The organism is Stenotrophomonas sp. CCNWLW162, from assembly GCF_037203745.1.
In the GTDB taxonomy this organism is placed as follows: Bacteria; Pseudomonadota; Gammaproteobacteria; order Xanthomonadales; family Xanthomonadaceae; genus Stenotrophomonas; species Stenotrophomonas maltophilia_AQ.
Genome location: NZ_JBBCBL010000009.1, coordinates 1 through 25,808 on the forward strand (window position 1 = coordinate 1; position 25,808 = coordinate 25,808).

A 25,808-nucleotide genomic window follows, 5' to 3' on the forward strand; every position below is an offset into this window, starting at 1 on the left:
TCCAACCACACCACAAACCAACACCCCCCCTGGCGCCCCCCCCCCCCCCCCCACCCCCCCCCCCCCCCCCCCCCCACGACCCCATGTCGTTCCAGGATCAATCCAACCGTCACCGGGAAACTGTCCAAGGCGGGCGGTGTCGGATTGCGGGGTGTCCGCGGCATGGATGCCGCGGCCAAGCCCCCATGGACGGGTTTACGGCGTCCCCGCAATCCGACACCGCCCCGCCCAACACACAGACAACCCAGAGCCGCTTTGGCTTTGGCTGTTGCCCTGGCTCACAGCAGGTGCAGGGCGCAGCCCTGCCGACCCACCCTCTCCTGCGCACGAAAACGATTTCACTGTTTTCAGCAAACCGTCATCCCTTCGCCACGCCAGTACCATATTGCGGAGCAGCATGCGCCCGCGGGCGACCCATGCTAAAAATCGCCCGCCCATCGCTTAGATCGATCCAAGAACGACACTGCGATGGCCGGGAGTTGGGGGAGCAGCAACAGGACGTACCAGGCCACGCGCACGGTGCTACTGCCACTGCATGGCAATAGCGACAATGTCACTTCAAATTAGATCGATTCAAGTTGTCCGTGCCACGTCACCGGATCAATCCAGGAGAGAGGGAGAGATGGGAATGAAGCATTCAACACGTACGCATGGTCAGGACGCACTGGCGTTGGCCATCGCGCTGGCCTTGGCCGCCGCCGTCATTCCGGCTGGCGCCGCCGCGCAGCAGGCCACTTCCACCGGCTCGCAGGAGGCCACCAACCTGGACAGCGTCCAGGTCACCGGCTACCGCTACGCCATCGAGAAGAGCCTGTCACAGAAGCGCGACGCCAACGCCGTGGTCGAAGTGATCACCGCAGAAGATGTCGGCAAGTTCCCCGACAAGAACGTCGCCGACGCGTTGCAGCGCGTGCCCGGCGTAGTCATCACCCGCAGCGGTGGCGAAGGCAAGAGCGTCAGCGTGCGCGGCCTTGCGCCGGACCTGACCCTGACCCAGTTGAACGGCAACTACGTGGCCACGTCGGAAACCAACGACGAAGCCACCCGTTCGTTCAACTACACCCTGCTGCCGTCGAACATGCTGTCCAGTGCAGAACTGTTCAAGTCGCCGGAAGCCCGCATCGACGAAGGCGGCATCGGCGGCACAGTCATCCTGCACACGCGGCGTCCGCTGGACATGGAATCCAACTCGGGCTTCGTCACGCTCGAGGGCACCTCCTCCGATACCCACCACGATATCGACCCGCAGGCCTCAGCCCTGTATTCGTGGCACAGCAAGGACGAGCGTTTCGGCGTGCTGATCGGCGTGACGCAGCAGAAGCGCACCACCCGCACCATGGAAGCCAGCACCGAGGACTACCAGTGGTATGGCGCCGGCAAGGCGCGCGATGCCTATGGCAACGTGCAGGCGCAGGATGGCATCCACTACTGGTGGGGCAAGTCCGGTTTCAACAACCAGACCGGCGGCAACTACAGCGACTTCTTCATGCCGACCTCGGTCAACTTCGCCGTGAAGGAAGAAAAGCGCGAGCGCAAGGGCGGCCAGCTGACCTTCCAGTTCAAGCCGGTGGACAACGTCACGATGACGGCCAACTACTTCCGCTTCGAGCTGCAGGGTGATTACACCCAGAACATGCTGAAGATCCCGGAATGGAGCATGGCCCGCTTCAACGGTGATGGAAACTGGGCCGGCGGCCGCCTGCTCAACGGCCTGGATTTCGATCCCAGCGGAAACACCGTCACCGGCGCCCAGTTCGAAAAGCTGGCTGGAAAGACCTACTACTGCAGCGAAGACCAGGCCAAGGCCGCTGGCCTGAAGCCCGGCGGCTGGGGCCCGGACGACTGCACGGTTCCGACGCCGCAGCTGACCGGTGGCTACAGCAAGGAAAAGGCGCTGTCGCAGACCGCTGACCTGACCATCGACTGGGATATCAGCCCGCTGTGGAAGGCCTCGTTCACCGGCGGCCGTACCTGGTCCGAAGGTGGTCCGTCGATGAACTTCCGCATGTCGGCCAAGCCGCGGCGCAAGGTCGGCAACGATTACCTGTCGGGCAACCTGTACAGCGCATGGGACCTGACCGGCACGCCGTCGGCCACCTTCTCGCCCGACCTGCAGCAGCAGCTGATGAACGGCATCGCCGAAGTCGACACCGGCTCGACCGATTCGTCGTGGAAGCGCACCGAGGTCAAGCAGAACTACTTCCAGGCTGACGTGACCAAGCTGTTCGAGTCGGGCTGGCTGGACTCGATCCAGTTCGGTGCCAAATACCGTGACGGCAAGGTCCATCGCAATACCGGCAACACCTACTGGGTGTGCCCCGGCCGCGACCCGGCCGACTATGACAACAGCCGCTACCAGAGTGGCTGCGATCCGACTGCCGGCGACGCGCAGCCCGGCTTCTTCCTGTCCAATCCGATCAGCAACATTGCCGGCGGCTTCAATGCCAACGTGTTCCCGGGCATCAACTACCCGGCCTACATCGACTACCTGAACAAGACCTACGGCGGTTCGCACAACCGTACCGAGGAAGACTTCGTCTACAACGTCAACGAGAAGATCTACTCGGGCTACTTCCAGGCCAACTTCCGTACCGAACGCCTGCGCGGCAATGTCGGCGTGCGCGTGGTGCGCACCAAGCAGTTCGCGCAGTCCTCCGACTCGATCGAGAAGTTCAACGACTACTTCCTGGACAACGCATCCGGCGCACCGATGGCGTGCACCGATCCGGCCGCTGCGGCCTACCCGACCTACAGCTGCGAGAGCGGCTTCGTGCGCCTGCCGCACGACCTCGCGCAGAGCAAGACGTACGACCTGATCGGCGTGGACCGTACCTACACCGACGTACTGCCGAGCTTCAATATCGCCTGGGACATCACCGACACGCTGGTGCTGCGTGGTGCCGCGTCGAAGGTGATCGCCCGCCCCGGCTACACCGACATCGCAGCTCCGGGCGCACTGAGCTATTACAGCGAAGAGTATGTCAATGATCGCCGCGTTGCCGGTGGCGCATCGACCGCAGGCTGGGTCGGCAAGGGCAGCAACAAGCAGCTGGAACCGTTCAAGGCCACCCAGTTCGACCTGGGCCTGGAGTGGTACTTCCAGCCGGGCGCGGTCGCCGGCGTCGGCCTGTTCCGCAAGAACGTGGACAACTTCACCCTGCCGGTGGTGCGCGACACGCCGATGGTCATCGGCGGTGAAGCGGTGAACGTGCAGCGCTATGAAACCCAGGCCAATGGCCGCGATGGTGTCTCGCAGGGCGTCGAGCTGTATGGCCAGTACACCTTCGATTTCGGCTTCGGCGTGCAGGCCAACTACACCTACAACGACACCAACCTGGCTTCCATTGTGTTGGACGGGCAGGAAATCGGCTCCTCGCCGCTGGTCGGCAGCGCCAAGAACCAGGCCAACGTGACGGTCTTCTACGAGAACGAGAAGTTCCTCGCGCGCGCCTCGTTCAACCGTCGCGGTCAGGTGGTCGGTGGGCTCAACAACGGCCTCACCATTTACACCGAGCCGTATGACCAGCTGGACCTGAACGTTGCCTACAACCTGACCCCGGACTGGACGCTGACCGCCTCGGTGATCAATGCCACCAAGTCCGAGCAGCGCGTGCACCTGGGCAATGACACCAAGGCACGTCTCTTCTCCAACACCTACGCAGGCCGCCAGCTGTACTTCGGCGCCACCTGGAAGTTCTGAGGCACCACCGGTTGCCCGGGCCCACCCGGCGCAACCCACGCCCCGCCCTGGCGGGGACGTTCCTCCACGGCAGCCGCGCTGGTACAGGTGGCTGCCGTTTTTGCTGGCGCTTTTCTTCGGTTCAGCCCTGCGCTTGACCCTGCCAATGTTGGAAGGTGCACACTGACTCCACCCCAAGAGCACCGAAGGAGCTACAGATGGAATTCCACGTTGAAGGCATGACCTGCGGCGGCTGCGCACGCAGCGTGACCAAGGCGATCGAGCTGGTCGATCCGCAGGCCAGCGTGCAGGCAGATCCGGCCAGCCGTCGCGTGCAGGTGCAGACCTCGGCCAGCGAATCACAGATCGTGGCGGCACTGACCGATGCCGGCTTCCCGCCGCGCACGGCCTGATTCCCTACCCTGCGCCTGCAACGAAAAACCCGCCCGGTGCAGCTGCACCGGGCGGGTTTTTTCATGCATGCAACGCCAGGTCAGTGCTTGTGCGTGCGGCGCCGTACCGCACCGGTCTTCGCGGTCTCCGGCGGTGTCAGGGTCTCTTCGTCCTCGCCCAGCCGCTGCAGGATCGGGCATTCCGGGCGCTCATCGCCCGCACAGCAGCTGATCAACGACTTCAGCGTGTCGGCCATCTGCCGCATGCTTTCGATACGCTGTTCCAGGTCGGCGATGTGCTGTTCGGCAAGATGCTTGACGTCGGCACTGTGCCGCGAGGTGTCGTTCCACAGGCCCAGCAGGTCGGTGATCTCGGCGACCTGGAAGCCGAGATCGCGCGCGCGGCGAATGAAACGCAGGCGGTGGATGTCCGCCTGCGAATACGCCCGGTAGCCGGACTCGGTGCGATCTGCCGCGGGAATCAGGCCGATCTGTTCGTAGTAGCGGATCATCTTCGCCGAAACGCTGGAGGCCTTGGCGGCTTCACCGATGTTCATGCGGTTCTCCTTCAATGACTCGCGGCAGGTACATCCGCCATCGGCGGCTGGAAGCGGCGCAGGCGCAGCGCATTGCCCAGCACGAACACGCTGGACAACGCCATCGCACCGGCGGCGAACACCGGCGACAGCAGCACACCCCAGACCGGGTACAGCACGCCGGCCGCCACCGGAATCAATGCGGTGTTGTAGGCAAAGGCCCAGAACAGGTTCTGTCGGATGTTGCCCAGCGTTGCCTTCGAAAGCGCGATGGCATTCGGCACGCCCTGCAGGTTGCCCGACATCAGCACCACATCGGCCGACTCCACCGCGATATCGGTGCCGGTCCCGATGGCCAGGCCGACATCGGCCTCGGCCAGCGCCGGCGCATCGTTGATGCCGTCACCAACAAAGGCAACATGGCCATGAGTGGCCTTCAGGCGGCGCACCGCCTCGACCTTGCCTTCCGGCAGCACTTCGGCCACCACTTCATCGATACCCAGCTGGCGCGCGATCGCCTGCGCGGTACCGGCATTGTCACCGGTGATCATCGCCACCTTCAGGCCAAGCTGATGCAGCGCCGCGATCGCGGCCGGCGTGCTCGGCTTGATCGGATCGGATACTGCGATGATCGCTGCCAGGCGTCCATCGATGGCCGCGTACAACGGCGACTTGCCCTGCGCGCCGAGTTCGGCCGCCAGCGCCGCAAACGCAGTGATATCCACGCCAAGATCGCGCATGAAGCGATCGGCGCCGACCTCTACCCGTGCGCCCTCTACGCTGGCGCGCACGCCCATGCCGGTGACCGAATCGAAATCGACCATCGATGGCAGCGCGAGGCCCTGCTCGGTGGCTGCATCGACAATGGCGCGGGCGATCGGATGCTCCGAACGTGATTCCACGGTGGCGACCGCGGCCAGCACTGTGGCGCGATCAAAGCCGTCGGCGATCTCCAGATCGGTCAGGCGCGGCCGGCCTTCGGTCAGCGTGCCGGTCTTGTCCACCGCCACTACCTGCGCGTCCTTCAGCAACTGCAGTGCTTCACCCTTGCGGAACAGCACGCCCATCTCGGCGCCGCGGCCGGTACCGACCATGATCGACGTCGGCGTGGCCAGGCCCATTGCACACGGGCAGGCAATGATCAATACCGCCACCGCATTGACCAGCGCGAAGCTCAGCGCCGGCGATGGGCCGAAGATCAACCAGACCGCGAAGGTCGCCAGTGCGGCCAGCATCACCGCCGGCACGAACCACAGGGTGACCTTGTCGACCACCGCCTGGATCGGCAGCTTCGAGCCCTGTGCCTGTTCGACCATGCGGATGATCTGCGCCAGCATGGTCTGCGCGCCCACCGCCGTGGCACGCACGGTCAGTGCACCTTTCTGGTTGACCGTGCCGCCCACCACGCTGCTGCCCGGCTGCTTCTCGACCGGAATCGGTTCGCCACTGATCATCGACTCGTCGATGTAGCTACGGCCCTCGATCACCTCGCCATCGACCGGCACGCGCTCGCCCGGGCGCACTTCCACCACATCGCCGCTCAGAACCTCGTTGACCGGAATCTCGATCGTGCGGCCGTCACGGATCACATGCGCGACCTTGGCCTGCAGGTTGACCAGGCGCTTGATCGCCTCGGAGGTACGGCCCTTCGCGCGCGCCTCAAGGAAGCGGCCGAGCAGGATCAGCGCGACGATCACCGCCGCTGCTTCGTAGTAGACGTTCACCGTGCCCGGCGGCAACAACCGCGGTGCAAAGGTCGCCACCACCGAGTAACCGAACGCTGCGGTGGTACCCACCGCCACCAGCGAGTTCATGTCGGGTGCCAGCCGCAGCAGTGCCGGGAAACCCTTCTGGTAGAAGCGGCGGCCGGGAATGGCCAGCACCAGCAGGGTCAGTACGAACTGCAGGTACCAGCTGGTCTGCATGCCGATGGTGGCCATCACCCATTCGTGCATGCCGGGAATCAGGTGCGAGCCCATTTCCAGCACGAACACCGGCAACGCAAGCGCGCTCGCCACGATCAGGTCGCGCTTCAGTTCGGCGCGCTCGGCATCCTTCTTTTCGGCGGCCTCATCATCGGACTGCACGCCGGCCTCGATCAGGCGTGCGGCGTAGCCGACCTTGTCGATGGCCGCCACCAGCGCGTCCGCGGCTGCCACGCCGCGCACCGTGGCGCGTTCAGTGGCCAGGTTGACGCTGGCCTGGCTGACGCCCGGTACCGCCAGCAGCGCGCGCTCGACGCGACCGACGCAGGAGGCACATGTCATGCCCTCCACCGCCAGCTCGACGGTGGCGGCCGGCACGTCGTAGCCCACCCGCTCCACCGCCTGGATCAGCGCGGCACGATCGACCGGTCCGGACGCGCGGATATCCGCCCGCTCGGTGGCCAGGTTCACCGAGACACTGCCCACGCCTTCAACCTTGGACAGTGCCGCTTCGACACGGCCGACGCAGCTGGCGCAGGTCATGCCCTCGATGGGCAGGCTGATGGTGGCCGAGCTGGCGGGGACTGCAGTGGCGCGGGGCGTGGTCATGATCGGATTCCCGGGGTTCCTTCTGGATGCGGACAGGCTAAACCTTGCCATCGTGGGAAGGTCAAATCCAGCCACCCCGGGGTTCATGAAGGGGTCCATCCACGCATGGCGTGGATCTACCGAGCGGACGGGGACGCCTTGCGGATCAAGGCCCGACGCCCCCGCTGTCCACCTCAGAAGGTGAACACGTACTCCAGCGCGAACTCGCGGCCAACCGCGCCGAGCAGGCGGGTCGGGGCGAAGTCATAGTCCAGCTTGTACGGATCCTTATGGTTCCAGCTGGCCGAATTGAACACGTTGTTGACGTAGACATTGACCTTGGCGCGTTCGGTCACCTGGTAGCCCATGTTGAAGTTCCAGGTGATGAACGGCCCGACCCGCCCGTAGTAGCGCGTGGTCTGCTGGCCGGCGTTCGGGTTCGGATTGGGCGAGCCATCCGGACGCGTCGCCGGCTCCAGGCAGTTCAACGACGGGCTGTCGCTGGGCACGTAACCGTCGGCGAACGGCAGGCAACCACCAGGATTGTTCAGGCGATCGGTGCCCCAGTGATAGCGAACGCCCGGCACCGAACCGATGCGATCGGCATAGACGTTGGCATTCCAGTTGCCACGCTGCCAGGCCAGGCTCGCGCGCAGCTTGCTGCGCAGGTCACGGTCACGACGCTCCGGGTTCGGATCGTTGGCGTAACGCTGTTCCTTGGTTGAGATCTGGTTGGTGTAGTTCAGGCCGAGCTGGAAGCTGCCCCACTGCGCGGTTTCCAAGCGATAGCGCGCGGTCAGGTCGATGCCGCGCACTTCGCGGCTGGCCAGGTTGAACGGGCCACGTTCAATCGATACCAGGCGACCATTGCTGTCACGGTTCACCCGGGCCAGGATGCCGGCGCAGTATTCACCACCGGCCGGATTGGCCCACGGCGTACCGTCCATGTTCTTGCCGGTCAGGCAGCCCGCCTCGCTGGCCAGCACCTCGTCGGCGCCCACGTCGACGATCATGTCTTCCAGCTTGATTGCCCAGTAATCGGCACTGACCGACAGATTCGGCAGCACATCCCAGACGAAACCGACCGTCCACGAATCACCGGTCTCCGAACGCAGCAGCGGCGTGCCACGCCGGTTCACGTCGAACGTGTACCAGACATCGGTATTGCCCACGCCACAGTTGTTGACCAGGTACGCGCCACTCTGGATGCAGCGCAGGCGGTCATAGGTCTGCACCTCGGAGCTGCTCGGCTGGCCGAGCAGGTAGTGCATGTCCGGCGCATGGAAGCTGGTGGCGTAGGAGCCACGCACCAGCAACGACTCCACCGGGCGCCATTCCAGGCCGACATTCCAGGTGGTCTCCTTCTGGCTGCCGATGTCCAGCGCTTCACCGCTGTTGTCAGCCTTGTAGCTGCCATAGCGGTCATAGCGCGCGGCCGCAGTGGCGGTCACGCTTTCCAGCAGCGGAATCTTGAACTCGACGCCGGCCGAATAGCGGGTGCGCTCGCCGCCACCGCGATCGACGTTCTGCAGGTCGAAGTCGATGCCGGCGCGCGGGTCCGGACTGAGGTGGTAGCCCTGCTGCGCGACTTCGGCCACCGCCGCGAACGAGATCGGGCCGGCCCAGCCCTGGAACAGTTCGCCGGTGATATCCGCCGAAGCCTGGTTGACCCATGAGGACGCACGATTCTTCGCGACCGTGCCCATCTGCCAGTACTGGTCCGGCGTCAGCGGGTTCCACCAGCGCGATTCGTTCAGTGCGTAGATCGCCTCGCCGTCGGCGGTGGTGCCCAGCTTCGGGCCGAGGAAATAGTCGTACGACTTCTGCTTGTCGACCACGTTCTGCCGCTCTTCAACGCGGTAGTAGGAACGGCCCACCGTGGCGCTCCAGTCGAAGCGATCGGCCAGGCGACCACGCAGGCCCGCACTCCAGTCCCAGGACAGTTCGCGGTTGGTGTTACGCAGCGTATCCAGGCCGCCCACCTCGTTCGGAGTGAACTGGCGCACGCCGAGGATCGGGCGGTTGCGGTTGGCATCCCAGTAGTAGCCGTTGTCATCGTCGATCAGCGACACGCTGGGCGGATTGGTGCCCCATATCGCTTCGGAGCGGTATACCGCCAGGTTGGTCCAGACCTGCAGGTCGTTGCTGAAATCGAAGGTGGCATACAGGTTGCCGGACACGTTCTCGGCACCACCGGTGAGCAGCCAGTTGGCGTAGTCGGCGCTCATGCCGCACAGGCGGCCGGTGTTGGTGATGGTGTTGGCGGCGTAGTTGTAGACCAATCGATCGGCGGTGTAGTACTCGCCGTCGAATTTCTCGCAGGTGCCGGCGGGCGGCGCCAGGCGTTGGCCGGTGGTGGGATCGATCAGCGCCAGCCCTGCGGTGGGACGGAAGCCGACCTTGCGCTGTTCCATGTTCCAGGACGGATACGGCGCATCGTCGGCATCGTCCATCTGCGGGCGGTCACGCCCGAACAGCGGATCGCGCTTGGTGTACTGCAGTGCGTAGGTCACGCTCCAGTTGTCGCCGGTCCTGCCACCGGCCCAGGACAGGTCCCAGGTATCGCGGCCGCCTTCGGTGGAGGTACCACCGCGCACGCGCACTTCGTCGCCGTCGTAGTTGGTCTTCAGGATGACGTTGACCACACCGGCGATCGCATCCGAACCGTAGATGGCCGAGGCACCACCGGTCAGCACTTCAATGCGCTCCACCGCAGCAGCGGGAATGTTGCCGTAGTTGGAGAAGTTGGTTTCGCCACCGTAGGGCAACGGGTAGTCGGCCACGCGGCGACCGTTGACCAGCAGCAGCGAGCGGTTCGGGCCCATCCCGCGCAGGTTCAGGCCGCTGGCATTGGGCGTATGCGATCCCCACTGCGAGGCGGCTTCAACGGTGCCGGTGGCTTCAGTGAGCGTCTTCAGCGCGTCGTACACGCTGACGAAGCCTTCCTTCTGGATCTGTGCGGCGGTGATCACGTTGACCGGTGCCGGGCCCTCAACGCTGGCGCGCTTGATGCGCGAACCGGTGACGGTGACCGCGTCGAGATCCTTGGTGGACGAACTGGCGGCCTCCTGCGCGCTGGCCGCCAGGGGCAACAGGGCCAGGATCAACGCCTGGGACAGCAGGTGACGACGCTTGCGAACGGACTGAGCCATGGGTGGTTGCTCTTCGAAAGTGTGGACGCACGGACGGTTGGTGGCGCGGCTCTACGGCTGATCCGGGCGCCTGGATCGGTTCAAGACCGATACGGCGCCCTCCCCTGTGGATCGATCCAAACTAAAGCACAGCTGAACCACGCCGGGCATGCGGCGACGCAGCAAGACGCGGCGCAATGCCGTTATCGGCTGCAGGTATCCAAGACAATCAAAGGGTTGCGAAACATCGCTGAGAAAACGGCGCACACGTCAATGACACGATCGCGACAATCGTGCGCGGAACGGATTTGTCCGCGTACGGCAGCGGGTCGTTGTAGAGCCGAGCCTGCGCTCGGCTGCTGTTGTTCGTCGCGAAGAGCAGCCGAGCGTAGGCTCGGCTCTACACAAGAAGCGGGTTACTGCGCGCCGTCCAGCGCCTGCCGCAGCGCGGCCACAGTGGCAGTGGCGGTCTGGCTCCAGTCCGGATCCAACCCTCGCAAAGCCGGGTTCTGGAACTGCATGGCCGAGCGCCGCAGGCCCTTGGCCGAGGCGTGCAGTTCGGTACAACCGGTCTGCCGTGCAACGGCTGCGATGTTGCCCGGGGCCAGTCCGGCGCCGGCCATCACCGTGATGCGGCCCGCTGCCTGGGTAACGAGGCCTGCCAGCACATCGGCACCGGCCTCGGCACTGACCTGACCGCCCGAGGTCAGCACGCGCTGGCAACCCAACCCGATCACCTGCTCCAGCGCGGCGGGCAGGTCCCGGGCAGCATCAAAGGCGCGGTGGAAGGTCACCTGCAGCGGCCCGGCAGCCTGCACCAGTTCACGGCACAACGGCACGTCGATGCCGCCCTGCGCATCCAGCGCACCGATCACCACGCCATCGCAGCCCAGCGCGCGGCACTGCGCGATGTCACGCAGCATCAGCTCGGTTTCCAACCCGTCGTAGTGGAAGTCGCCCGGGCGTGGCCGCACCAGCACGAAGAACGGAATCGACAGGCGTTCGCGGGCGATCGCGATACTGGCGAACGACGGCGTGGTACCGCCCTCGGCCAGGTTATCGAACAGCTCGATGCGGTCGGCGCCGCCGGCCTGCGCGGCCAGCGCCGATGCCAGCGAATTGCTGGCGATCTCCAGGGTCAGCCGCGTGCTCACGCCTGGGTGCTCGTGTAGATCGACGGCGAATCACGCAGATCGTCCTGGCGCTGCGCATCGCACACCGCATAGACGAAACCACGATGCAGCGCGTAAGCGCCCACCTCACCCTGCTTGTTCATGGCCAGGAAGCACACCTGCAGTGTCTTGCTCGCTTCCGGGCGCTTGCGCACCACGCGGTCGATCGCTTCGCGGCAGGCCTGCGCGGGAGAACGTCCCTGGCGCATCAGCTCGACCACCAGGAACGAAGCGGCATTGCGGATCATCTCCTCACCCACGCCCGAGGCGGTGGCCGCACCCACGTCGTTGTCGACGTACAGGCCGGCACCGATGATCGGGCTGTCGCCGACGCGGCCGTGCAGTTTCCAGGCCATGCCGCTGGTGGTGCACGCACCGGCCAGGTGGCCCTTGGCATCCAGTGCCAGCATGCCGATGGTGTCGTGGTTGTCGCTGTTGCCGGGAATGCCGCGGCGCTCGGCGTTGATCTGCGGCTGGTACTTCTCGGTTTTCAACCACTCGCGCCAGGCGGCTTCGGCCTGCGGCGTCAGCAGGTGCTTGCGTTCGAAGCCCTGCTGCATCGCGAACTGCTGCGCGCCCTCGCCCACCAGCAACACATGTGGGCTGTTTTCCATCACTTTGCGGGCGACCGACACCGGATGCAGGATGTCGACCAGCGCCGCCACCGCACCACAGCGACCATCGCCGTCCATGATGCTCGCGTCCAGGCTCAGCACGCCATCGCGATCCGGATTGCCGCAATGGCCAACGGTGGGGTTGCACAGCTCGCTCTCGGCCCAGCGTGCGCCTGCTTCCACCGCATCCAGCGCGCTGCCACCCTGCGCCAGCACCTTCCATGCGGCCTGGTTGGCCGGTACGCCGAAGTCCCAGGTGGAGACCACCCGGGCCCCACCCTGCGTGCGCGCCTGCACGCCCGGCAATGCCGCCATGCCTGCGGCCAGTGCACCGGCCTGCAGGAACTGCCTGCGATCCACCATCGTCCCCTCCCAGTCTGCAATGCACGGCCGGCCCGATGCCGGCCCTGCTGATCAGTCGTGAATGGGCTGCCGCGCGGCGTGCCAGACCGCTGCACCGAGCACACCCAGCTGGCCGTGCTCCACCCGCCAAACCGGTACCTGGCGCAGCACCTCGGTCAGCACGCCCTTGTTGAGGAAGCGCTCACGGAAGCGGCCATCGGCCAGGAAATCCTGCACATGCGCGGAAATGCCCCCGGCCAGGTACACCGAGCGCGCGCCGACGGCGATCGCCGCGTCGCCCGCCAGGCTGCCCAGCCAGGCACAGAACACCTGCAGCGTTTCCACCGCCAGTGCATCCTCGCCGCTGCGCGCGGCACCGATCAGCGCCTCGGTACTGGTCCACACAGGGGTGACGCCGCGCAGTTCGCACAGGCACGGATACAGGTTCATCAGGCCGCTGCCGGACAGCACGCGTTCGTTGTCCACGTGCGGCCAGCGCTGCAGCAGCTTGCCCAGCACCTGCAGCTCCAGTGTGTTGCCGGCACCGAGCGCGGCATGGCCGATCTCGCTGGCCAGCACCGGGCGCTCGCCATCGGCAAAACGCAGTGCCGCGCCCAGGCCGGTACCCGCGCCCAGCACCAGCGCCGGGAAGGCCTGCGCCGGATCGGCGTCGCCGTTCAGAGGCACCAGGGTTTCCGGCTGCAGGTACGGGATCGCCAGCGCCACCGCTTCGAAATCATTGATGAGCTGCAGTTCGCGCAGGCCAGACTGTTCGCGCGTGGTCGACAGCGAGACCGTCCACGGCAGGTTGGCATTGATCAGCACATCGCCATCGAGCAGACCGGCGATGGCCACCACTGCGGTCTGCACCGGCTGGCCGAGACCAGCGGTGAAATCGGCCAGGATCGCAGCCAGGCTGGGGTGCTCGGCGCAGGCATAGGTGCGATGGCTGCCCAGCAGCGGCGCCTGGCCGGGTTGGGTCGCAGCCAAGGCCAGACGGGCGAAGGTGCCGCCGACATCGGCGACGACGAGACTGCGCGGAAGACCGCCGCGGGCGGAGTCGGTGGAAACCGGGGACGCTGCTGCGATGGTCACGCTGGCCTGCTTGGATCGATTGAATCGCCCCGATTCTCAGGCATCGGGGCGGCTTTGCCTAGCACGCCGATGGTTCAGGTTGGCCTACATGCCTTCCTGTTCGGCCACCTGCACGCCGTCCACCAGCACGCGCAGGCGCTGCGGGCGGAAGCCGGCAAACAACAGTGGCCGGGTGCGCTCGACCAGCACTTCGTGGCCGGCGATGTGGCGCAACCACGACTGTACCAGCGAGAACGAGAAGTGGGTGCCCGGGTGCAGCGGATGCTGCACCCAGACCTTCTCGGTAGCGCTCTGCAGCAGCATCGCACCGGTGAACCAGTGGCGGCTCAGCGTCACCGGCGTGGTGCCGGCCATGAAGCGGATATCCATGCGGGGTCCTTTCGCGTTGGGCAGCGGCGCCCTGGATCAGGGCTGGGCAGTCTGCAGGCTGTAGCTGGTGGTGGCGGTGAAAACCGCGCCATCGGGCTGGGTCGAACGCACTTCAACCTTGTGGCTGCCCACCGCCAGATCGGTCGGCAACGCGCCGCGCCACAGGTGCGGCGATGCGGTGGCCTCCGGCGAGCGATCGTAGCCACGCAGGTTGTTTGCAAGATCGTCGGCCACGTTCTCCACCATCAGGCGCGGATCGGGCTGGCTGACCTGCTTCATCGGCTGCCAGGCGCCGCCATCCACGCGGTACTCGACCACGCTGGCATCCTCACCCATGTAGACATTGGCGTAGACACCCCACGCCGGGTAGGCGCCCTGGCGCAGCACCTTGGGGGCATGCAGGCCGATCTGCTCGCTGGCCGGTTGGCCGGCCACGCGATACTGCAGCTTGTAGCTGCCATTGCCAGCCACGTCGAGCAGCGCATAACCCTTCGGCGTGCCATCGCTCATGGTGCTGTCCGGCACGCCGGCGGCGTCCTTCACCCCCGACCAGAACGCACCGCAGTTGGCACCGACGTTGTACTCGTGCAGCGGCTTGTCGCCGTTCCAGCCCTCGGCCTTGCCGTGGTAGACGTGCTGCTGGGTGTGGCTGTGGCCGCTGAGCACCAGCACGTTGCGGAAATCCTTCAGCAGGTCGAACAGGCGCTGGCGGTCGGCGTGGCGGAAGGTCTCGCGCCCCGGCGCGGCGTCGAACAACGGGATGTGCATGCCCAGCACCAGCAGGCGGTCCTTGTGCAGGCCCTTCAGGTAACTGGCAAGGAAGGCGAACTGGTCTTCGCGCAGGCCGCCGACGTACTTCGGCTTGGCCTTGGGGTCGTAGACCACGTCGTCCAGGAACACGAAGCTGGCGCCGCCCTCTTCCACCGCGTAGGTGTCCGGGCCATAGATGTTGCGCCAGCTGTCCAGCGAATGTTCGTCGCTGCCCGCATCGAAGTCGAGGTCGTGGTTGCCCGGCACATGGAACCACGGCACGCCAAGTTCGGTGGTGACCTTGTTGATCGCCGGATACAGAGTCAGGTCATCGTTGACGATGTCACCCAGGGTGGTGCCCATGCGCGCCCTGGTCTGGCCGACCAGCGGTGCCACGATCGACTGCTGGTAGTAGCCGATGTCCTTCAGGCTGGCGGTCTGCGAATCGGTGAACACCAGCATCTGGAAACCACGGCGGCTGTCGTGGCGGTCCGACTGCAGCGCGAAATCCCAGTTGCGGGTGACATCGCTGGTGGCGGCGATACCACCGTACTTCAGTGCCGGTGAACCGTTCGGGCGGTAGTGGCGCCAGAACGACGGCAGGCCGTCGGTGGCCTTCGGGAAAGCGTAGGCATCGGGCTTGATCACGAACACGGTCTGGCCGTCGCGCACCGGCAGGCTGTAGCTGCCATCGGCGGCAGTCTTGACGATGGCTTCGCCGTTGGAGACCTGCACCCCGGCCAGGCCCGGATCGGTCGCACCGCGACCCGGCCGGCCATCGCGCTCCAGATAGACCTTGCCGCTGACCACGGTGTCCGCGGCCCAGGCCGGCGAGGTCAGCAACAGGCAGCACAGCCAGGTGGCAGGCAGTTTCATGGGCGGTCCGGGGAAAAAGAAGACCGCCTATTGTAGATTCCGTTGATGACATCGCGCACGCGGTGGCGCATTGCCGGTAGTGCCGGCAGCTGGCCGGCAACCTCATGATCGTCGGGCATCTGGTGGTTGCCGGCCAGCGGCCGGCACTACCGCAGCTCAACGATGGCGTTTTTCCAGTACTGCCCGCGCATCATCCAGCGACAAGCCGCGCGCGCGCAGCAGCACAAGCAGGTGATACAGCAGGTCCGAGGCCTCGCCCAGCAGCGCCTCGTCGTCCTGTGCCACCGCCGCCAGAGCCGTCTCCACGCCCTCCTCGCCCACCTTCTGTGCGATGCGGCGGATGCCGCCCTCGAACAGGCTGGTGGTGTAGCTGCCTGGCGGCCGCTGCGCCTCGCGCATCGCCACCAGCTGGCCCAGCCCACCCAGGAAGTCCTTCGGTGCCCCGTCGAAACAACTCTCGGCGCCGGTGTGGCAGGTCGGCCCGGCCGGGCGCGCCAGCACCAGCAGCGTATCGGCATCGCAATCGACGCTGATCGACTGCACCGCCAGCACATTGCCGGACTGCTCGCCCTTGGTCCAAAGACGCTGCTTGCTGCGGCTGAAGAAGGTCATGTGGCCGATGGCCAGCGTCGCTGCCAGCGACTCGGCGCTGACGTAACCCAGCATCAGCACCTGCAGGGTGTCGGCGTCCTGCACAACGGCCGGCAGCAGCCCATCGCCCTTGTCCCAGTCCAGCGTTTCCAGCGCCTGCGGCGACGGCCGCACATCAATAGACATCCCGCACCTCGATCTGCTGCTCGCGCAGGTAGCGCTTCAAGTCGGCAATGGCGATGGCGCCACTGTGGAATACGCTGGCCGCCAGCGCACCGTCAACGTCGGCCTGGTCAAAGGCCTGGGCGAAGTGCTCCATCGTACCCGCACCGCCCGATGCGATGAGGGGCACCTGGCACAGCGCACGTGCCTGGCGCAGCTGCTCGACGTCATAGCCACGGCGCACGCCATCGCTGTCCATGCAGTTCAGCACGATCTCGCCGGCACCCCGGCGCTGCGCCTCGACGATCCAGTCCAGCGTGCGCAGCGGCACTGCCTGGGTTTTGTCCGGGTCGCCGCTGAAACGGCGCACGCGCCACTGGCCGTCGTCCTCGCGTACCGAGTCGACACCGACCACCACGCACTGCACGCCGAATTCTTCGGCCAGTTCGGTGATCAGTTCCGGGCGGCCCAGCGCGGGTGAGTTGATCGAGATCTTGTCCGCACCGGCGAACAGCACGCGACGCGCGGTCTCTACGCTGTCGATGCCGCCGGCCACGCAGAACGGGATATCGATCAGGCGCGCGATGCGCTCGATCCAGTCCACGTCCACCGACCGTGCCTCCGGGCTGGCGCCGATGTCATAGAACACCAGCTCGTCGGCGCCCTGGTCGCGATAGCGCTGCGCCAGTTCGGCGATGTCCCCCATGTCGACGTGATCGCGGAAACGCACGCCCTTGACCACGCGGCCATCGCGCACGTCCAGGCACGGAATGATGCGGCGGCTCAGCATGCCAGCGCCTCCGCCAGGTCCATGCGCTGTTCCAGCAACGCCTTGCCGAGGATCGCGCCACCACAACCGGCGGCCTGTGCCGCAGCCACGTCGGCCACATCGCGGATACCGCCTGACGCCTGTACCGCCACGCCCGGCAGCAACGCTGCGAGGTGCCGGTACAGGCTGATGTTGGGCCCGGCCAGCATGCCATCGCGGGCGATGTCGGTGCACAACAGGTGACGCATGCCGGCCTGTGCATAGCGTTCGGCCAGCGCATCCAGGGTCACCCCCGCGTTCTCGGTCCAGCCATGCACCGGCAGCTGCCATTGCCCCTGCGCGTCCTGCCGTGCATCGAGGGCGATGGTCAGCCGCTCCGGGCCGAACTCGCCCAGCCAGCCGATCACCTGCGCCGGCTCGCGCACCGCCAGTGACCCGATCACCACGCGGCTGGCACCCGCATCGAGGATGCGTGCCACGTCGTCACGGCCACGCACGCCGCCACCGGTCTGCACCTGCAGCGGGGTCTGCGCACGGATCACGGTCAACAGCGGCGCCAACGTGTAGCCACCGGCACGTGCGGCATCCAGATCGACCAGGTGCATCCACTGTGCGCCCTGCGTGGCGAACGCCTGCGCACGCGGCAGCGGGTCGTCGCCATAGTGGGTTTCCTGCGCGTAGTCGCCCTGGCGCAGCCGCACGACGCGGCCATCGCGGATATCCAGTGCGGGGTAGACGATGAAACTCATGCAGCGGTGCCCTCGAGGAAATTGCGCAGCATCAGCGAACCGGTATCGCCGGACCGCTCGGGATGGAACTGGGCGCCGAAGTAGCGGCCCTGCTCGACCACGGCGGTGAACAGGCCGCCGTGATCACAGGCGGCGACGGTATGGTTGTTCAGCGGTGCAGCGTAGCTGTGCACGAAGTACGCGCTGGCGCGCTCGGGCACCCCCTGCAGCAGCAGCGACGGGCGCAGCGGCAGCAGCCGGTTCCAGCCCATGTGCGGCACGCGGATGCCACAGGCCGGCACCAGCTTGCGCACCACGCCGGGGATCAATCCCAGCGTATCCACGCCGGCCTCTTCGGAGCGATCAAACAACAGCTGCATGCCCAGGCAGATGCCCATCAAGGGCACCTGCAGCTGGCGCAGCGGCTCGACCAGGCCCTGCGCATGCAGGCGCTGCATGCCGGGGCCGGCCGCGCCGACGCCGGGCAGGATCACCCGTTGCGCGCCGGCCAGGCCTTCAGCATCGCGGACCAGCTTCACCGTCGCACCGAGCCGTTCCAATGCGTAGCGCACCGAACCCAGGTTGGCACCGCCGGCATCGATCAGCACGACCTCGCTCACAGCGCCCCCTTGGTGGTCGGCAAGGCGGTGCCCTGCCGCGCCAGTGCCGGCCGCAGTGCACGTGCCAGGGCCTTGAAGCAGGCTTCAACCTTGTGGTGGTCGTTGTCGCCACGCACCTGCAGGTTGAGGTTCAGCCCGCTGGCGTCGCACAGCGAACGGAAGAAGTGCGGGACCAGCTCGGTCGGCATGTCGCCCACGCGCTCGCGCTTGAACTCGCCTTCAAACACGAAATACGGGCGGCCACTGAAATCCAGCGCAGCGCTGGCCAGGGTTTCATCCATCGGCAGAGTGAAGCCGTAACGGCCGATGCCGCGCTTGTCGCCCAGTGCCTCGCGCAGGGCCTGGCCCAGCGCAAGGCCGGTGTCTTCGATGGTGTGGTGTTCGTCGATGTGCAGGTCGCCCTCGGCGCGGATGTCCAGGGCGAAACCGCCGTGCTTGCCGATCTGCTCCAGCATGTGGTCGAAGAACGGCAGGCCGGTGTGGATGTGCGCATCGCCGGCACGATCCAGATCCAGCTCGACGCGGATCTTCGTCTCCTTGGTATTGCGCTGGACCACTGCCGTGCGTGGTGCATCGGCCAGTGCGTGGGCGATGCCGGGCCAGTCCCACTCGCCGCCGAACTGTTCGGTGCGCAGCTGGAAACCACGGATGTTGAGGTTGTCGGCGAACTGCAGGTCGGTGATGCGGTCGCCCACCATGCCCGAGCGCGCCCAGTCGATGCTGCGGTCCTGCAGGTAGGCCGTCATCAGGCCGATGCCCGGCTTGCGCGTCGGCGCGTTGTCGTGCGGCCAGCTGCAGTCGACCAGCACGTCACGGAAAACGATGCCCTGGCTTTCGAAGATCTGCAGCATCAGGTCATTCGGGCCATCGAAGCTGGCGCGCGGGTAGCTCTCGCTGCCGAGGCCATCCTGGTTAGTGACGATCACGAACTGGTAGCCGGCATCGCGCAGCTTCAGTAGCGCCGGGATCACCTGCGGCACGAAGCGCAGCTTCTCGTAGGCGTCGATCTGGAAATCCGCTGGCTCCTCGATGAGGGTGCCGTCGCGGTCGATGAACAGGATCGGCGTCATGCCTCGGCCCTCCGTGCCGACAGGGCCGCAAGCACGCGGTCGTTCTCTTCGGGGCTGCCGATGCTGATACGCAGTGCATCGCCCAGCTGCGGTGCGGCGCGCTGGTCGCGCACCACCACGCCGGCAGCGAGCAGCGCGTCGAACGCCGCCTGCGCATCGGCAAAGCGGACCAGCAGGTAGTTGCCGGCCGAGGCGTATACCCGGCCGATGCCAGGCAGGCCCTGCAGGCCGTGGTGCAGGCGCTCGCGCTCGGTGATGACCGTGGCTACCCGCTCAGCGGTGCGCGCAAGCGCGGCCGGCTGCAGCGCCTGCACGGCCAGCTCGGCGCACGGCGTCGGCACCGGGTACGGCGCCTGGCAGCGGCGCAGCACGGCAATCAGTTCCGGCGCGGCGATCAAGGTGCCGATACGTGCGGCGGCAAGTGCGTGCGCCTTGGACAACGTACGCAGCACCGCCAGGTTGGCGTGCGCGGCAAGCAGCGTGGTCGCCGAAGCGCGCTGCGCGTACTCGACATAGGCCTCGTCCACCACCACCAGCGCCTGCCCGCGCAGGGCAAGGGCCACGCGCTCGATCTCCGCCAGCGGGATATCGCTGCCGGCAGGATTGGACGGCGCGCACAGGAAAACGAGCTTGGCGCCCTGCCCCTTCGCAGTGGCAATAACCGCATCCAGGTCCGTGCGCAGGCCCTCACCATCGTCAATCAGCGGCACCTCGATCAACGGCGCACCCTGCAACCGCGCACAGACTGCGTACATGCCGAATACCGGCGGCGTCACCAGCACGCCATCGCGGCCCGGCACGCACAGGGCGCGCACCAGCAGATCGATCGCCTCGTCGCTGCCACGGCCTACCAGCAGCTGTTGCGGCTGCACGCCGTACAGCGACGCCAGCGCATCACACAGCGCAGCCGGCTGCGGCTCCGGGTAGCGGCGGCTGCCCCCGGCGGCGTCTGCCGGATTGGCCCACGCCGATTCGTTCGCGTTCAACCACACCTCGCCCTGCACAGCGCTGCTGCGCGCCGAACTGTAGCCGGCAAAGGCCTGCAGGTCCGGCCGTACAAGTGCCAGCACGCCGTCGATGTCCGCGCTCATGCGGCCACCTCCATGCGCAGTGCCACCGCACGTTCGTGCGCATCCAGCCCTTCGGCGCTGGCGATGATGCGCGCGCAGCCACCGATCGCGGCCAGGCCAGCGGCGGTCGCGCTCTGTACGCTGATCAGGTTCTGGAAGCTGGCCACGCTGACGCCACTGTAGGCGCGCGCGGCACCGGCGGTGGGCAGCACGTGGTTGGTGCCGCTGCAGTAGTCACCCAGTGCTTCCGGCGTGTAGTCGCCGAGGAACACCGAACCGGCTGCCTGCACCTGGTCCAGCCACACGCGCGGTTCGCGCAGGGCCAGGATCAGGTGTTCGGGGGCGTAGCGGTTGCTGATCGCAAACGCATCGGCCAGCGATTCCACCTGGATCAACTGCGATGCCGACAGCGCCTGGCGGGCGATGTCCTGCCGCGGCAGCAGGGCCACCTGGCGCTCAACTTCGGCCTCGACGGCGGCCAGCATCGCCGCGTCATCGGTCAGCAGCAGCACCTGTGAATCCGGGCCGTGCTCGGCCTGCGACAGCAGGTCGGCGGCAACGAATGCAGGGTTGGCACCGGCATCGGCGATCACCAGCACTTCCGAGGGACCGGCCGGCATGTCGATGGCGGCGGCACCGTCCTGTGCCACCTGCTGCTTGGCTTCGGTGACGAAACTGTTGCCCGGCCCGAACAGCTTGTCGCTGGCCGGGATGCTTTCGGTGCCATAGGCCATCGCCGCGATCGCCTGCGCACCACCCAGCTTGAACACGCGTTGCACACCGGTCAGGCGCGCGGCCACCAGCACCGCAGGATCGGCCGTACCGTCGGCACGCGGCGGGGTGCACAGCACCACCTGTGGGCAAGCGGCCAACTGCGCCGGCACGCCCAGCATCAGCGCGGTGGACGGCAGTGGCGCACTACCGGCCGGCACGTACAGCCCAACCCGGCCGATCGGCCGCAGCATGCGCTCGCAGACCACACCCGGCGCGGTTTCCACCGTATAGCCCTGGCCCATGCCGGCCGCGTGGAAGCGGGTGATGCGTTCGGCCGCTTCCACCATGGCCTGGCGCAGCTCGGCCGGCACCACGGCATCGGCAGCTGCGAACTCGGCTGCGGAAACTTCGAAATCCTGCAGATCCACGCCATCGAAGCGCGCGGTGATCGCGCGCAGCGCGGCGTCGCCCTGCGTGCGCACCTGCGCGATCAGCGCGGCCACCGCATCACGGGTCTGCTGCGCCACGGTCTGCACCGGGCGGGTCAGCGCCGCGCTGCGTGCGGCCTCGTCAAGTTGCGACCAGATCAGACGATTCATGCCAGCGACCGCTCCACGCTCAGTACCATCAGGCCCTGGGCGCCGGCGCGCTCCAGTTCTTCCATGCGCTGCCAGGTCAATGGACCGGGGCACATGGTCTGCAGGCGCAATGCACCGCCATCGGCAGGCAAACGCACCAACGGTTCGGCATCGGCCAGCAGCTGCGACAACGCGTCGACGCGGTCCTCGCTGGCGCGGAACATCAGCAGCTTGCGGTCCTGCCGCTGCACCACACCGTCCAGGCGGCGCAGCAGCATGCTGCGCAGCGCGCCGCGCGCATCATCGGGAACGCGTACCGCACCGGCCAGCACGGCTTCGCTGTCGAGCAGGTTGTGCACCGGGGTAAGCTGGTTGGCACGCAGCGTGGCGCCGCTGGAGACCAGGTCGCAGATCAGGTCGGCGGTGCCCAGGCGCGGCGCGATCTCCACCGAGCCGGACAGTTCCACCACCTGTGCATCCACGCCCTGTGCGGCCAGCCACTGCTTGAGGATGGCCGGGTAGCTGGTGGCGATGCGGGTACCGGCCAGTTGTGCCGGCCCCTGCCATTGCCAGTCTTCCGGCACCGCCAGCATCAAGCGGCACTGGCCAAAGCCCAGCCCCCGCAATGCCTGGTAGGCATCGGCCAGCCCGATCTGGCGACGCGCGGCCGCCTGTTCGTCCAGTTCATTGCGGCCGACGATGCCCAGGTCGCAGACGCCATCGGCGATCAGGCCGGGAATGTCGTCGTCGCGCACCAGCAGCAGGTCCACCGGCAGCGATTCGCCGTAGCAGAACAACTTGTCGCGGCTCTCGCGCCAGCTCAGGCCACAGGCACTGAGCAGGTTGCGGGCGGGCTCGGCCAGCCGGCCACTCTTCTGGATGGCGATACGCAGCCGGTCTCGCGCCGGCGCTGCCTGGGTTGCACTCATGGGGGAGGTCTCGAAGTCTGGAACGGGGCGCGGATCAGCGCGAAGCAAGGCGGTCGACAGCGGCGGCATAGCCTCGATGGCCATGCTCGAGCGTGCGTGCCACCCGTCCGGTGGTGGTCACGCTGACGCCGGTGCGCTCGTGGATCTCGCGGTAGGGCACGCCCTGCTGCAGCAGCGGCACCACCTTCCAGCGGTCGGCCATGGCTTCCAGCTCGGCTGGCGTGCACAGGTCACGCAGGAAGGCGACCACCTGCTCCGGCTCGCGCAGCGCGGCAAAGGCCTGGGCCAGGGCGTCCAGATCGGCTTGCGGGTCTTTGGCGGCGATGTCGGGGCGGGCTTTCACGGGCGGGGCTCTTGCATCAATGTAATAGCGTGTTAGTACATTAACGCATTCTTGCACGCCACGTCAAAGCCCGGCCAGGTTCCGCCAGGCCCGTTCAGGCAGCGGAAACGAAAACGCCCACCGGGCGGTGGGCGTTCGGATGCGGCAATGGACAGGGCTTCGATCAGGGCAGGCAGCGGACCTCTGCCTGCAGCGCGCCGCGCCGCAGGCATTCACCGAACAGGCTGCCCTGCCGGCTTGGACGGGACTGCAGGTTCTGCAGCGTTCCTGCCCGGCCCGGGCACGCCCGCTCGGCAAGGGCCTGCAGATCCTGCTCAAGCTGCGCTCGATCCATCACATGGCAGCGATCAGCCACCAGCTGGTAATTCGCAGGGCCGATCCGGGTGCTGCGCAACGCCGGATCGCTCTGGCATGCCGCCAGCAGGAACAGCATCAGTGTTCCTGCAGCGGCACGCGTCACGGCATGACCCGCGACTGCTCCAGTTCCACCTGCAGGGTGCTGGCCAGTTCATCACGGGAGACTTCGAACTGCTGCTCGCGCAGCAGGTCCTTCACCGCCACCACGCCGCGCGCCAGCTCGTCTTCGCCAGCCAGCACCACGAAACGGATACCGGCCTTGGCCGCGTACTGGAACTGCTTGCCGATCTTCTTCGGCTCCATCTGCACTTCGGTGTTGATGCCACCGGCGCGCAGGCGGCGGGCGATGTCCAGCGACTGCGGCATGCCCTGCTCGTCCATCAGCGCCACCAGCGCCTGCACGCTGCTGGCCTCGATGCCCTCGATCAGGCCAGCTTCGCGCAGCTGCCAGAACAGGCGCGACAGGCCGATGGAAATGCCCACGCCCGGCAGCTTGGACTTGCTGTAGTGGCTGGCCAGGTCTTCATAACGGCCACCGGAACAGATCGACCCGATCTGCGGGTGGTCGGTCAGCGTGGTCTCGTACACCGTGCCGGTGTAGTAATCCAGGCCACGTGCAATGGAGAAGTTCAGGCAGTAGGCGCTTTCCGGCACGCCCAGTGCCTGCACCAGCTGCAGTACTTCGCGCAGCTCGGCCACGCCGGCACGCAGGATCTCCGAGGAACCCGCGCCGTCTTCCAGCGCTGCCAGCTGTGCCAGCGCATCGGCATGACCCTGCGAACGCACGGCGACGAAGGCCAGGATCTTCTCGACCTGTTCGGCCGGAATGGCAAAGCCCTCGCCCACCAGCGTCTCGCGCACGTAGTCGGGGCCACGCTTGTCCAGCTTGTCCACTTCGCGCAGCACTGCCAGCTGGCGTTCACCCTCGGCCACGCCCAGGCTTTCGAAGAAGCCGCGCAGCAGCTTGCGGTTGTTCAACTGGATGCTGAAGTCGCCGATGCGCAGTTCCGAGAACACTGCGTGGATGACCGCCAGCACTTCGGCGTCATAGCGAACGCTCAGGCTGTCCTTGCCGATCACGTCGATGTCGCACTGGTAGAACTCGCGGAAACGGCCGCGCTGCGCACGCTCGCCGCGGTAGACGCGCTGCATCTGGTAGCGGCGGAACGGGAAGGTCAGTTCATGCTCGTGCTCGGCCACGTAGCGCGCCAGCGGCACGGTCAGGTCGAAGCGCAGCGCCATTTCCGGCAGTGAACGGTCGCCCGATTCGGCGGCATTGGCCAGCGCGCCGGTGGACTGCACGAAATACACCTGGCGCTCGGTCTCGCCGCCGGACTTGGTCAGCAGCACATCGGACAGCTCGAACACCGGCGTCTCCACCGGCAGGAACCCGAAGCGCTCGTAATTGCGGCGGATCACGTCCAGCATGCGCTGGAATGCGATCTGCTCGCGCGGCAGCAGTTCAAGGGTGCCGGGCGGGGTACGGGGCTTGATCACGGGCGGAACTCCTGCTGGAACGGGACGTGGGAGGGGGCGACATTCTAGCGCCCCCGCCTCGGGCAGGGTCGAACGGCCGCTTGAAGTATCATAAGGCCCTCCCCGCCCGCGATACGCCCCCGCAACATGTCACGGCCTTCCGGCGCTCCGCCCGCCACCAATGACTCCGCCTCGCCGTCCTGCGGCACGCAGGACTGCCTGCACTGCTCGGTTCGCCACCTTGCGGTGTGCTCGGCGCTGTCGCCCGATGAAGTGCAGGCACTGGAACAGGTCACCGTTTCCCAGCAGGTCAGCATGGGCAGTACCCTGGCCCGCACCGGCGAAGAGCGCGACCATGTCTATACATTGACCGGCGGCGCGCTGCGCCTGGTACGCACCCTGGCCGATGGCCGCCGCCAGATCAACGGTTTCGTGCTGCCCGGCGATTACCTGGGCCTGAGCGGCAGCGACCACCACCGCTACGATATCGAAGCCATCGCCGACAGCCGCGTGTGCCGCGTCGCGCTGCCGCAGATGAAGGCGCTGCGCAGCCGCTTCCCGCACCTGGAACGCAAGCTGCTGCAACGCGCCTGCCAGGAGCTGGACGCCGCGCAGGACGCCGCGTTGGCACTGGCGCGGCTGCAGCCGGCCGAGAAGCTGGCCGATTTCCTGCTGCGCCTGGCCGCACGCGAGGCCAAGCTGGGTGGCGATGGCCTGCGCGTGTCGCTGCCGATGGGCCGCGGCGACATCGCCGACCATCTGGGCCTGACCATGGAAACAGTCAGCCGCACCTTCACCAAGCTGCGCCAGCAGGAGATGATCGCCCTGCCCCACCTGAACGTGGTGGAGATCCTCGACGAGGATGGGCTGCGCACGCTGGCCGGTGAAGGGTTGATCTGACCGCATCGCGGTTCATGGGGTTGCCGGCCAGC

22 protein-coding genes are annotated in these 25,808 nt (G+C 66.7%); 3 read left to right on the plus strand and 19 right to left on the minus strand.

Annotated features, from left to right (window positions below; translation table 11 throughout):
* The first annotated feature begins 622 nt into the window (after positions 1–622).
* A complete protein-coding gene (locus V9K93_RS18610; RefSeq protein ID WP_337303000.1) occupies positions 623–3,700 on the plus strand; it encodes a TonB-dependent receptor in 3,078 nt (1,025 codons plus the stop codon).
* Positions 3,701–3,897: 197 nt separating this feature from the next.
* Positions 3,898–4,092: a heavy-metal-associated domain-containing protein gene (locus V9K93_RS18615; RefSeq protein WP_012510895.1), complete on the plus strand. Its 195-nt coding sequence runs from the start codon at positions 3,898–3,900 to the stop codon at positions 4,090–4,092.
* 80 nt (positions 4,093–4,172) lie between these two features.
* On the opposite strand, the gene cueR is transcribed toward V9K93_RS18615, so the two are convergent.
* The 19 genes from cueR to hisS all read right to left on the minus strand — a co-directional run bounded on the left by cueR (position 4,173) and on the right by hisS (position 24,897).
* A complete protein-coding gene (gene cueR / locus V9K93_RS18620; protein ID WP_197619559.1) occupies positions 4,173–4,628 on the minus strand; it encodes a Cu(I)-responsive transcriptional regulator in 456 nt (151 codons plus the stop codon).
* Positions 4,629–4,639: 11 nt separating this feature from the next.
* On the minus strand, positions 4,640–7,141 hold the full coding sequence (locus tag V9K93_RS18625; RefSeq protein WP_295379086.1) for a heavy metal translocating P-type ATPase: 2,502 nt from the start codon (positions 7,139–7,141) through the stop codon (positions 4,640–4,642).
* 173 nt (positions 7,142–7,314) lie between these two features.
* Positions 7,315–10,272: a TonB-dependent receptor plug domain-containing protein gene (locus tag V9K93_RS18630; RefSeq protein ID WP_295379083.1), complete on the minus strand. Its 2,958-nt coding sequence runs from the start codon at positions 10,270–10,272 to the stop codon at positions 7,315–7,317.
* 395 nt (positions 10,273–10,667) lie between these two features.
* A complete protein-coding gene (locus tag V9K93_RS18635) occupies positions 10,668–11,405 on the minus strand; it encodes a copper homeostasis protein CutC (protein ID WP_136639910.1) in 738 nt (245 codons plus the stop codon).
* Positions 11,402–12,400 carry a glycosylasparaginase gene (locus tag V9K93_RS18640; protein WP_046985965.1) on the minus strand — a complete coding sequence of 333 codons (999 nt, stop codon included), beginning with the start codon at positions 12,398–12,400 and terminating at the stop codon, positions 11,402–11,404. The genes V9K93_RS18635 and V9K93_RS18640 overlap by 4 nt, the downstream gene beginning before the upstream one ends.
* 51 nt (positions 12,401–12,451) lie before the next feature.
* Positions 12,452–13,474, minus strand: a complete 1,023-nt coding sequence (locus V9K93_RS18645; protein ID WP_337303001.1) for a glucokinase — start codon at positions 13,472–13,474, stop codon at positions 12,452–12,454.
* A gap of 84 nt (positions 13,475–13,558) precedes the next feature.
* The gene (locus V9K93_RS18650) at positions 13,559–13,843 is read right to left on the minus strand and encodes a hypothetical protein (RefSeq protein WP_005409434.1); all 285 of its coding nucleotides are present in this window, start codon (positions 13,841–13,843) and stop codon (positions 13,559–13,561) included.
* A gap of 36 nt (positions 13,844–13,879) precedes the next feature.
* On the minus strand, positions 13,880–15,469 hold the full coding sequence (locus V9K93_RS18655; protein ID WP_337303002.1) for a calcineurin-like phosphoesterase C-terminal domain-containing protein: 1,590 nt from the start codon (positions 15,467–15,469) through the stop codon (positions 13,880–13,882).
* Between the two features lie 156 nt (positions 15,470–15,625).
* Entirely contained in the window at positions 15,626–16,246 is a 621-nt protein-coding gene (hisIE, locus tag V9K93_RS18660; protein WP_295379073.1) for a bifunctional phosphoribosyl-AMP cyclohydrolase/phosphoribosyl-ATP diphosphatase HisIE, read from the minus strand.
* On the minus strand, positions 16,236–17,012 hold the full coding sequence (gene hisF / locus V9K93_RS18665; RefSeq protein ID WP_140226584.1) for an imidazole glycerol phosphate synthase subunit HisF: 777 nt from the start codon (positions 17,010–17,012) through the stop codon (positions 16,236–16,238). Before hisF ends, hisIE begins: the two co-directional genes overlap by 11 nt.
* Positions 17,006–17,740 carry a 1-(5-phosphoribosyl)-5-[(5-phosphoribosylamino)methylideneamino]imidazole-4-carboxamide isomerase gene (hisA, locus tag V9K93_RS18670; protein ID WP_295379064.1) on the minus strand — a complete coding sequence of 245 codons (735 nt, stop codon included), beginning with the start codon at positions 17,738–17,740 and terminating at the stop codon, positions 17,006–17,008. Before hisA ends, hisF begins: the two co-directional genes overlap by 7 nt.
* A complete protein-coding gene (gene hisH, locus V9K93_RS18675; protein WP_313283540.1) occupies positions 17,737–18,339 on the minus strand; it encodes an imidazole glycerol phosphate synthase subunit HisH in 603 nt (200 codons plus the stop codon). The genes hisA and hisH overlap by 4 nt, the downstream gene beginning before the upstream one ends.
* On the minus strand, positions 18,336–19,409 hold the full coding sequence (hisB, locus tag V9K93_RS18680; RefSeq protein ID WP_025874831.1) for a bifunctional histidinol-phosphatase/imidazoleglycerol-phosphate dehydratase HisB: 1,074 nt from the start codon (positions 19,407–19,409) through the stop codon (positions 18,336–18,338). The genes hisH and hisB overlap by 4 nt, the downstream gene beginning before the upstream one ends.
* Complete coding sequence (gene hisC, locus V9K93_RS18685; RefSeq protein WP_337303003.1) at positions 19,406–20,500, minus strand: histidinol-phosphate transaminase; 1,095 nt, start codon at positions 20,498–20,500, stop codon at positions 19,406–19,408. The genes hisB and hisC overlap by 4 nt, the downstream gene beginning before the upstream one ends.
* On the minus strand, positions 20,497–21,792 hold the full coding sequence (gene hisD / locus V9K93_RS18690; protein WP_337303004.1) for a histidinol dehydrogenase: 1,296 nt from the start codon (positions 21,790–21,792) through the stop codon (positions 20,497–20,499). The genes hisC and hisD overlap by 4 nt, the downstream gene beginning before the upstream one ends.
* A complete protein-coding gene (gene hisG / locus V9K93_RS18695; RefSeq protein WP_033830971.1) occupies positions 21,789–22,700 on the minus strand; it encodes an ATP phosphoribosyltransferase in 912 nt (303 codons plus the stop codon). Before hisG ends, hisD begins: the two co-directional genes overlap by 4 nt.
* A 34-nt stretch (positions 22,701–22,734) precedes the next feature.
* A complete protein-coding gene (locus V9K93_RS18700; RefSeq protein ID WP_025874839.1) occupies positions 22,735–23,043 on the minus strand; it encodes a YerC/YecD family TrpR-related protein in 309 nt (102 codons plus the stop codon).
* A gap of 163 nt (positions 23,044–23,206) precedes the next feature.
* Entirely contained in the window at positions 23,207–23,476 is a 270-nt protein-coding gene (locus tag V9K93_RS18705; protein WP_059064072.1) for a hypothetical protein, read from the minus strand.
* Positions 23,477–23,499: 23 nt separating this feature from the next.
* Positions 23,500–24,897: a histidine--tRNA ligase gene (hisS, locus tag V9K93_RS18710; RefSeq protein WP_337303005.1), complete on the minus strand. Its 1,398-nt coding sequence runs from the start codon at positions 24,895–24,897 to the stop codon at positions 23,500–23,502.
* A gap of 126 nt (positions 24,898–25,023) precedes the next feature.
* Between hisS and V9K93_RS18715 the strand changes: the two genes are divergently transcribed.
* On the plus strand, positions 25,024–25,776 hold the full coding sequence (locus tag V9K93_RS18715; protein ID WP_337303006.1) for a Crp/Fnr family transcriptional regulator: 753 nt from the start codon (positions 25,024–25,026) through the stop codon (positions 25,774–25,776).
* The last annotated feature ends 32 nt before the right edge of the window (positions 25,777–25,808 follow it).